Source organism: Pseudogemmobacter sonorensis, assembly GCF_042762395.1.
In the GTDB taxonomy this organism is placed as follows: Bacteria; Pseudomonadota; Alphaproteobacteria; order Rhodobacterales; family Rhodobacteraceae; genus Pseudogemmobacter; species Pseudogemmobacter sonorensis.
In genome coordinates this window covers 1-9,288 of sequence record NZ_JBEFZE010000055.1, presented here as the reverse complement: position 1 = coordinate 9,288, position 9,288 = coordinate 1, and the positions used below count along the sequence as shown (strand labels likewise).

Annotated in this window: 7 protein-coding genes and 3 pseudogenes; 2 read left to right on the top strand and 8 right to left on the bottom strand. The window is 63.7% G+C overall.

All coding sequences use genetic code 11. The features are described from left to right. Positions 1-104: pseudogene (locus tag ABNX41_RS21005) on the top strand (IS5/IS1182 family transposase); the annotation flags it as partial. A 40-nt stretch (positions 105-144) separates the two neighbouring features. Here the strand turns inward: ABNX41_RS21005 and ABNX41_RS21000 are convergent. Together ABNX41_RS21000 and ABNX41_RS20995 are read right to left on the bottom strand one after the other, a co-directional pair. Then, positions 145-648 carry a nitronate monooxygenase gene (locus tag ABNX41_RS21000; protein WP_438671644.1) on the bottom strand — a complete coding sequence of 168 codons (504 nt, stop codon included), beginning with the start codon at positions 646-648 and terminating at the stop codon, positions 145-147. Between the two features lie 4 nt (positions 649-652). Then, positions 653-1,798, bottom strand: a pseudogene (locus ABNX41_RS20995) (IS3 family transposase). Between the two features lie 433 nt (positions 1,799-2,231). Here ABNX41_RS20995 and ABNX41_RS20990 point away from each other — a divergent pair. Beyond that, positions 2,232-4,007 carry a recombinase family protein gene (locus ABNX41_RS20990; RefSeq protein WP_438671643.1) on the top strand — a complete coding sequence of 592 codons (1,776 nt, stop codon included), beginning with the start codon at positions 2,232-2,234 and terminating at the stop codon, positions 4,005-4,007. A gap of 441 nt (positions 4,008-4,448) precedes the next feature. Here the strand turns inward: ABNX41_RS20990 and ABNX41_RS20985 are convergent. From ABNX41_RS20985 to ABNX41_RS20960, 6 genes and pseudogenes are all read right to left on the bottom strand, one after another. Further along, positions 4,449-5,549, bottom strand: a pseudogene (locus ABNX41_RS20985) (recombinase family protein); the annotation flags it as partial. Between the two features lie 19 nt (positions 5,550-5,568). Continuing rightward, a complete protein-coding gene (locus ABNX41_RS20980; protein WP_438671642.1) occupies positions 5,569-5,829 on the bottom strand; it encodes a toxin-antitoxin system HicB family antitoxin in 261 nt (86 codons plus the stop codon). After that, the gene (locus ABNX41_RS20975) at positions 5,826-6,245 is read right to left on the bottom strand and encodes a putative toxin-antitoxin system toxin component, PIN family (protein ID WP_072463228.1); all 420 of its coding nucleotides are present in this window, start codon (positions 6,243-6,245) and stop codon (positions 5,826-5,828) included. Before ABNX41_RS20975 ends, ABNX41_RS20980 begins: the two co-directional genes overlap by 4 nt. A gap of 68 nt (positions 6,246-6,313) precedes the next feature. Next, the gene (locus ABNX41_RS20970; RefSeq protein WP_438671641.1) at positions 6,314-6,553 is read right to left on the bottom strand and encodes a hypothetical protein; all 240 of its coding nucleotides are present in this window, start codon (positions 6,551-6,553) and stop codon (positions 6,314-6,316) included. Continuing rightward, positions 6,543-6,758, bottom strand: a complete 216-nt coding sequence (locus tag ABNX41_RS20965) for a helix-turn-helix transcriptional regulator (RefSeq protein ID WP_438671640.1) — start codon at positions 6,756-6,758, stop codon at positions 6,543-6,545. Before ABNX41_RS20965 ends, ABNX41_RS20970 begins: the two co-directional genes overlap by 11 nt. A 602-nt stretch (positions 6,759-7,360) precedes the next feature. Next, positions 7,361-9,288, bottom strand: a 1,928-nt coding sequence (locus ABNX41_RS20960; RefSeq protein ID WP_438671639.1) for an AAA family ATPase, incomplete at its 5' end; no start/stop codon positions are given.

The following is a 9,288-nucleotide window of genomic DNA, read 5'->3' as shown; positions in this document are numbered from 1 at the left end:
GCAGGCTCAAGGATTGGCGGCGGGTTGCGACCCGATACGACAGGTGCCCCATCGTCTTCCTCTCGGCCATCGCGCTCGCCGCAACCGTCCTCTTCTGGCTCTAAAGTTAATGAGTCTGGAGCCTAAGCAGCTTTTCATATCCGATCAAACAGCGCCAGATATATATCGAAAACCCTTCTGCAGATCGACCCCGATGCTCGTGACCACGTTAGCTGCGGTTTGTGCAGATCGCACCAGACTGATCGCTTCCCCGACGAAGGGGGCGACCACCGAAGTGTCTGCGGCCTCGGCGGCGCCCTGCCACAGCCTCTCCTGCTCCGGCAGGTTCTGCCGCAAGCCCGCGTCATCACCGTGCCAGCGCTCAATGAAAGCGCTGCGCAGAACCCGCCCGAAATAGCGCCCGGGCCAGTCGATCCGCCGGACCGTATCGACAATGCGGGTGCGGATGGTGTCGTCGCCGTCATGGGCCAGCGTGGGGCGAACCAGCCGTTGGTCAACAAGTGCCTCCTGCGTTGCCCAGAAGCGCGTGCCGATCACCGCTCCATCGGCGCCAAGCGCAAGCGCGGCGAGGATCCCCCTTGCATCGGCAATGCCCCCCGCCGCGCAGAGAACCGTGTCGCTTTGGCCTGCTGCCGGTTTCGTGGACAGCAGGTTAAGCTAGCATAGCGTTTGCCTCGAACTCCATAGGGCTGAGATAGCCCAGTTTCGAATGCCGACGCCGCGGGTTGTAGAAGCGTTCGATGTAGTCGAAGACATCGGCACGGGCTTTATCGCGACTGCGGTAAACCTTCCGGGCCGTCCGTTCGGTCTTCAATGATGAGAAGAAGCTCTCCATCGCCGAATTGTCCCAGACGTTGCCGGCCCGGCTCATCGAGCATGTGATACCGTTGTCGGCCAGCAGACGCTGGAATTGCTCGCTGGTGTATTGCGAACCCTGGTCCGAATGATGGAGCAGGGCATCAGCCTTGCCGCGACGCCAGACCTCCATCATCAGCGCATCCATGACCAGCGTGGCTCCCGGCCAGCCTTCATGGACCACCCGACAACGCGCCGGGAAAACCGGTCCAGCGCGACCGCAACGTAGAGCCAGCCTTCCGCAGTCCAGATATAGGTAAATCCGCCAGCCATTTCTTTCGGCCGATCGGCCAGGAAGTCCCGGTCGAGGATGTTATCCGCGATCACCGAGCGTTCACCATGGTCCTTGGGCTTTCTCCGCCGCCGTGGCCGCGCTTCTCATTGCATTCTGGCGCATCAGGCGCTCGATCAGGGTCGAAGCCCGCAGGCGAGGCCGTCTTCGAGAACGTCGCGCCGCACACCACGGGCGCCGTAGGTGCGGTCGCTGGCCCTGAAACTCGCCTCGATTGCCGCAACCAGTTTCGCATCATGGAACGCGCGGGCACTGGCCAGGCGGTTGAGCCAGGCATGGAAGCCGGAACGCGAGACTTCCAGCACTTCGCAGAGCCAACTGATCGGCCAAATGTGGCGATGCCTGGCGATGAAGGCGAACCTCATGTCGCCTCGCGCGCGAAAAAACTGCCGCTTTCTTGAGGATGTCGCGCTCCGCCCGCAGCCGGGCGACCTCTTTCTTCAGGGCTGCAATCTCGGCCAGATCGACCCGCATCCGCCCATTGCCGGGAAGCGCCGCCGCCGGGGCAGCCGTCAACTCGCGCATCCAGCGGCGCAATACGCTCTCGGCGACATTCAGGTCGCGGGCGGCTTGTGCCACCACGACGCCCCGCTCGGTCACCAGTATGACAGCCTCGATCTTGAACTCGCGGCTGAACTTCCGTCTCGTCATCTGCAATCTCCAGTTCCTTGGTCACGATCTTATCTTCGTGTCCACGAAACCGGCAGCAGGCCAGGTCGCAGCTTCGATGACATCGCCGACTCGCTCAAGGCCTTCGGACTCAAGGTTACCGGCTCGACGCTCAGCAGCTATTTCCGCGAGGAAATGCGGACGAATGCGGGGCCGACGGCAGGGCACGAAGCGCCGGACGACTCGGACAGTGCGAAAGCATTGGGTGCGGCAGAAGTTGAAGACAAGAGACATGCTTGCGAGACGGAGGTGCCGGAAACGGCGGCCTCCGGCGCGGGTATGTCGTCCGGATCGGCGCTTGCCTCGAATCCCGGCCCCGCCCATCCTTGCCTGATCCAACTCGTGCGCCTGCTGGCTCGGCAATCCGCGAGAGAAGATATCGCGCGCCAGCGCGCCGCCGCCCGGAGGGACTGACATGCTGATGATACCGCAAGGCCAGAAGGCCGCGATCTACGCCCGCTACTCCACCGACCTGCAGTCAGACACCTCGATCGAGGACCAGTTCCGGGTCTGCCGCCGTCTGGTCGAGGGGCACGGCTGGAAGGTCGCGGACAGCTATTCCGATGCCGCGATTTCCGGCGCCTCGCTGCTGCGGCCGGATTACCAGCGTCTGCTGGCAGATGCCCGCGCGGGTCGCTTCGATGTCGTCGTGGCCGAGGGGATCGACCGTTTCTCCCGCGATCAGGAACATATAGCCGCCTTCTACAAGCAGATGTGCTTCCTTGGCATTCCGGTGTTCACCGTGGCCGAAGGCGAGGTGAACGAGTTGCACATCGGCCTGAAGGGCACGATGTCGGCGCTCTATCTGAAGGAACTGGCGCAGAAGACCCACCGGGGGTTGGAAGGCCGGATCGAGGCCGGGAAGTCCGCAGGCGGCATCAGCTATGGCTACCGGGTGAAGCGCGCCTTCCGTGCGGACGGGTCCGTGGTCACCGGCGAGCGGGAGATCATCCCGGAAGAGGCCGAGATCGTGCTGCGCATCTTCCGCGATTACGATGCCGGGCTTTCCGCCCGTGCCATCGCCGCCGCTCTGAACGCCGAGGGCATCGCTTCCCCCGGCGGCAGCGGCAAGGGCACCGGGACCTGGGGGCCGTCCACGATCTCCGGCAACTGGCAGCGCGGCACCGGCATCCTGAATAACGAGCTTTACATCGGCATGCTGGTCTGGAACCGGCAGCGCTTCGTCAAGGATCCGGCAACCTTCAAGCGTCAGGCCCGGCTGAACCCGCCCGAGGCCTGGAAGGTGCATGAGGTGCCGGAGCTTCGCCTGATCGACGATGATCTCTGGGACCGGGTGAAGGCCCGGCAGAACGGCATCCGCGATGCGATGAACCCGGCCGGGGTGAAGAATGAGCGGCCTCGTCCAGAGAATGCCCGTCGCCCCGCCTATCTGCTGGCCGGGCTGATGAAGTGCGGCTGCTGCGGGTCGAGCTATACGCTGATGAACAAATCTCGCTATGGCTGCGCCGGTGCGCGCAGCAAGGGCGATGCGGTCTGCACTAACCGTGCCACCATCCTGCGCGATGAGGTCGAGGGGCGCGTCCTACACGGCCTGCGCCAAAGCCTGCTGCATCCCGACCTGATCGCCGCTTTCGCCGAGGAATACCGCCGCGCCTTCAACGAGACGGCGGCGGATGCCAATGCCGAGCACGACAAGGCACAGCGCGATCTCGCGAAGGTGGAGAAGAAGATCGCCAACATGCTCACCGCGATTCAGGATGGTTTCTACAACTCATCCATGAAGGCCGACATGGCCGCGCTGGAGGACGAGAAGGCGCGGCTTACCCGTTTCCTTGCCACCAGCCCGGAACCGCCCGCCCTGCGGCTGCATCCGCGCATGTCGGATCTCTACCGCGAGAAGATCGCGGATCTGGCCGAGACCCTGAATCAGCCCGAGCTGAAGCCGCAGGCCACCGAACTTCTGCGCGGGCTGATCTCCGAGGTTCGGATGGTCCCTGCCCCGGGCATCCCCGGCGGCCATCAGATTGAACTTGTTGGAGAACTGGCAGGAATCCTCAACCTCGCCGAGGCCGATATGACAAAGCCCCCGCAGGTTGCGAGGGCTGGTGTCGGATCGAGGTCGGATACGGTGGTTGCGGGGGCCTGCGGCCACTGGCGTCATAAGTCCTGTTCGCCCCTGTTCCGGCTGGGCGGCGGCGATACCGAGGATGCCCATCAGCTCGCCGCGTAACTCGGCATGAACCTCGCCCCGCTTCTCGCCGGGGGTGACGATGATCTCGCCAATGAGTGAGCGCAGCGCATTGGCGGCTTCACGACCGCCATCGGGATCGCGCAGGGCTTCGGCAAAGCGCACCACATTGCGGCGGTAATTCTCCGCCACGTTCGGGTGAACATCCGGCATATCGGCAGGGGCTTCCGCCATGCGGACGGCGATCTCGGCCTTCTGCCGCTCCAACTCGTCCATCCGCGCCTTCATGCTCGGCTGATACATCCCGTCCTCGATGGCCGCGATGATCCCGGCAATAGCGCGCTCGATCTTCGTCAGCGCGCGACGGTCGGTCTCCTGCTGCACCCGACGCTGATGGTTCAGGCGGTTGGTTTCCTCGACATAGGCGCGCACCGCTTCTTTCACCGCCTCGGCCGAAACCAGCCTTTCCTGCAATCCCGTCAGCACACGCGCCTCCAGCTTCTCTCGCAGTATGGTGCGGTTGTTGGTGCAGGTGCCGCGCCGGTGATGATTGAGGCAGCCCAGCCGGTCGGAGAGAATGATGCCGATCTTTCCGCCGCAGCATCCGCAGGTCATCAGCCCGGAGAGAAGGGAGACAGGCCGGTTTGCCAGATGCAGGCGCTTCGCCCTGCCCTCGCGCGTATTGGCCGGGTTCGGACCAAAGATTTCCGCGATCTGCTTCTGGCGTTCGCGCACTGCATTCCAGAGCACATCGTCCACGATCCGCAGATGCGGAACTTCGGTCCTGATCCATGCGGTTTCCGGGTTCGGGCGCGAGACGCGCTTGCCGGTGGACGGGTCTTTCACGAACCGCAGCCGGTTCCAGACAAGGACGCCCGCATAAAGCTCGTTGTTGACGATGCCGGTTCCGCGCGAGACATGGCCCCGGATACTGGTGTCGCCCCATGCCCGGCCAAGCGGACCGGGAACGCCATCGCGGTTCAGATCGACGGCGATGGCCTTCGGGCTTTTGCCCGATGCGAACTCGCGGAAGATGCGGCGCACGATCTCGGCTTCCTCGGGGATGATCTCCCTGTCGCCCCGGATCGGCTCACCGTTGCCGTCGAATTTCTTCACGACGCGATAGCCGTAGCAAAGCCCTCCCCCGGCCTTGCCCTTCTCCACCCTGCCCCGCAGGCCCCGGTGGGTCTTCATGGCGAGGTCTTTCAGGAACAGCGCGTTCATCGTGCCCTTGAGACCGACATGCAGTTCCGTGATCTCGCCTTCGGCAAGGGTAACGATGGTGACACCGGCGAATTTCAGGTGTTTGAACAGCGTCGCCACATCGGCCTGATCGCGGCTGATGCGGTCCAGCGCCTCGGCCAGAAGGATGTTGAACACGCCCTGCTGCGCATCGCGCATGAGCCGCTGGATACCGGGCCGCAAGATCGTGCTGGCCCCGGAGATCGCCGCATCCTCATAGGAACCGACGATCTGCCACCGCTCGCGCCCCGCATGTTCCCGGCAAAGCCGGAACTGATCCTCGATGGACGCCTCGTTCTGCTTGTCGTCGGAATAGCGGGCATAGAGGGCGGCGCGGGTCATGGTGGCATCTCCGTTCGGGTCAGTCCTTGATGGCATCTTTCGGCATCGGCGGCACATCCGGTGCCCGGTCCAGAAGCCGGGTCAGGTCGCCCCGCTTCGCCGTGCCAGCACGCGCCTTCAGGAAATCGGCGGCGGTCTCCACCGCACCGATCTTCTGCGCAACCGCCGAGACGATCCATTGATTAAGCGACACGCCATCCTCCATGGCAAGACGTGCCGCCGTCTCCTTGAGCGACTGCGGCAGTTGCAGAGGGTATTTGTAGCGTTGGGCCTGCGTCATGTGTTCAGCCTCCTGACGATCTCTCCCGGTGTTGCGATGGTAACGCCCAGCGTAAGCGCCGGGCGGAAGTCCTTGACGTTATGCGTCACGATGGCCTCGGCCTGCCCGTTCAGCGCGGCTTCCAGCACCATCTCATCCGCGACATCGGACAGCATGGGCCGCGTCCGGAACGAGATATCGACGCCCTCGGACACGGCGGCGAGCGCGCTCATCACCGCCGCGACATCTTCCAGACTATGGCCAGTCACCTTCCGGGTTTCCTCCCGGCTTAGTACGGCCTCGTATTCGAGGAACAGCGCCGTCGAACAAAGCGGCGTCACCGCGCCACGATCAACCATCCGCAGAAGCAGGTTACTCGCCCCGTTGCGGCTGCGGAAGGCCGCAACGATCACGTTGGTGTCCAGAACCAGTCTCATGCTCAAACCATATATTGACATCACATGAGATGTCAATGCTTCGGGCCGCAATCTGCTTTGCGATAGCCTCATTCCGTATCGTCTGCCCCGCTCCCGTCGAGGGCAGGCGGCGCATTGTCGTTCGCGGCGCGCATGGCCTTCTCGAAGTCCTCGCGCGCCATGCGTCTGCCGATCAGGCGGGCGATGGACAACACCACGGCGTCCAGCCGCTCAGACGCGCCGACTTCATGTCCGGCATCCCGTCTATCGGGCGGGCGGTTGTCGTTCGCCGGTCTCTCTCGGCCGGGACGTTTCCCGTCATCGGCCATGTCCGCCGCCTTCCTCCGGCTGCCACGCAACAGGGTTGGCGACCCAGCGGTTGATGTCGGATTCATGCCAGCCCGTGCCGTTGGTGCTGATCTTCAGTCGAGGCGGGAACGTGCCCTCTGCCATCTTGCGGTAGATCGTGGACTTCGACAGCCCGGTGCGGGCAAGAACGGTTTTCATGCGGATGATGCGGTCTGGTTGGCGCATGGTCCTGCTGCCTCCTGCTGGTCGTTTCTGACGATTGCAGAGACCAGACGGAGCAACGATTTGTCTTTGCGCAATAATTATTCTGGCGTCATAGGGCTATGGAGTGCAATCGGCGGTAAATAGGATGGGTTCAAATCCGATTGCTCCATTCCCAGGGAGTGTCGATGAGGCGGATCATAACCGGTTACCGCGTGCTTCACCTGATTCGCATAGGACGCTCGAAGCCTCGCCGCTGGTGGCAAGCCGACTTGTACACGATACGGACGTCCTAACTGTACGCTGCTACACTAGCAGAAATGCAATGCACTGAGAGGCTTCAGGATGACAAAACTAGAGAGGGAACTTGAGGAACTGGTCCGGTCTGTCGGCTACGGCTCTGGGTTTGGAGACCCGCAAGCTGCTGAACAGCATCAAAGAGAAATAGATCTCCTCAAGTTCAAGATTACGAGGCGAGACCAAATAAAGACTGCGATTATTAGCGCCTTGATCGGCGCAATTGTTGCAGCTTTTGCAACCTTAGTCTCGACATCAATAGGTTAGCGACAGCTTCTGCCATACTCTGCCCCGTGTTTCTGGACTGACAGGTGATAGAGTTTTCCGGTCTACAGCCCAACGCCCCGCCCTCTGCCGAGACCATGACTGATGGCGAGATCGCGGCCGAGGCTGTGGCCTGACTCGACCTCGATACCAAGCTCCTGCTTGCGGCCTCGGAGAAGGGAGTCCATCTGGGCGTCGCGTTCGAGGCTCATCGCCATGTTGCCCATCTCCGTCCGCGCTGCCCTGTGGCCGGAATAGTCTCCTGCCGCATACCTGCTTTCGCTGGCTTGCCGGAGTTCCTGAAACCGCTCTACGAACCGATCCGCGCGGCGCTGCGGATCGGCGCGCATTTCGGTTTCCAGTTGCAGGGCGCGTCTGGCGGGGGCGGCGCGGTCGGGATCGCCTGACGCGGCAGCCGCCGCAAAATCGGGGTTCTTCTTGTAAACCGCCTCGACATCGCGCGAGCCGTGGGACCGGAGTTCGTCAAACTCGGCACGCGCTTCGTGCAGTTCCCGCATCTGTCCGGGTGTTGCGGCCATGTCTCGCATCTGCGCCTTGAAGATCGCGTCCACGGCGCGGGCATGACGAACGAAGGCCCGGCCACGGGCGCGGCGCAATGCTGTCTCCCGGTCTTCCCCGGCCTGCCTCTCCGCCGCCGCCTTTCCGGCTGTTCCCCTTTCCGGCTGCTGCGCGGCGTCGGGGCCAGGCACGCCGTTATCGGGGGAGCGCAACCCGTCGAGCATCCCGTCAACAGCATCGCGCAGGCGTTCCGGCACGAGCTTGCGCATGATCTCGGCGACACGGGCGCGGAAGCTGATGCCGCGCCGCTCTGCGTAGCTCTGCACCGGCTCGATCTGCTGGTCGTAATCGGACGCCATGTCCTTGGCCCGGTCACGCGACAGGGTGTTGATGAGCTTGCCCTGACTGGCGAAGTCATCGCGGCCAAAATGCAGGTCCATGCCGTCACGGTGGCGCGACAGGGCGACATAGCTGCCGTGGGCGTCCATGCCGGGTGTTGCCAGCACATGCGTCCGGTCCACCGTCATGCCCTGCGCCTTGTGGATGGTCGCCGCATAACCGTGGTCAATGCGGTCATAGTCCTTGAGGTCGAAGCTGATGCTGCGGCCATCGTCGGTGCGAACCGACATGGATTGCGGGCTGACCTGTTCGATAGTGCCGAGCGTTCCGTTCTTCACGCCAAGCCCGCGCTCATTTTGCAGGAACATGACGCGATCACCAACGGCGAAGTTCCGTTCGCCGCGTTCGACCGTGACGCGCACGTCCTCGCCCAGATCGCCTGCCTCCCGCATCCGGTCGCGGGCGGCTTCGTTGAGTTCCCGCACCTCGGCATTGGTGTGGGTGAGGATGATGCGGCCACTGTCCGGCGCGGCCTGACGCTGGCGATCCCAGCGGTCGATCAGGTCGCCCCGCGCCTGTTCACGGGTCTCGGCGGAATGCACCATGTTGTGAGCGTCATAGGCATGGATCGCCGCGCCGGTCCTGCCCGTCGCCAGGTCGCGGGTCGCGTCCCGCTGCCAGTCCTCGCGCTGGCGGCGCACCTCGCTGATTTCCACGCCGCCATGACGGTCATGGATCGACCGGAACGCCGCGCCCGCCTCTATGGCCTGCAATTGCTGCGGATCGCCAACCAGCACGACCTTTGCGCCAGCCTCGGCGGCATGGGACAACACGCGCTCCAACTGCCGGGTGCCGACCATGCCCGCCTCGTCGATGACAAGCACGTCGCGGCTGGTGAGCATGTCGCGGCCCTGTCCCCAGCCGTGTTCCATGCTGGCGATGGTGCGCGAGGATATGCCCGATCCGCTTTCCAGATTCTCGGCAGCGATGCCGGACAGGGCGACACCGCGAACCTCAAAGCCTGACGCCTCCCAAGTCTCGCGGGCAACGCCAAGCATGGCGCTCTTTCCCGTCCCGGCATAGCCGACCACGATCCCAAGATCGCTCCCGTCCGTGACATGCGCCAGCGCCTCGG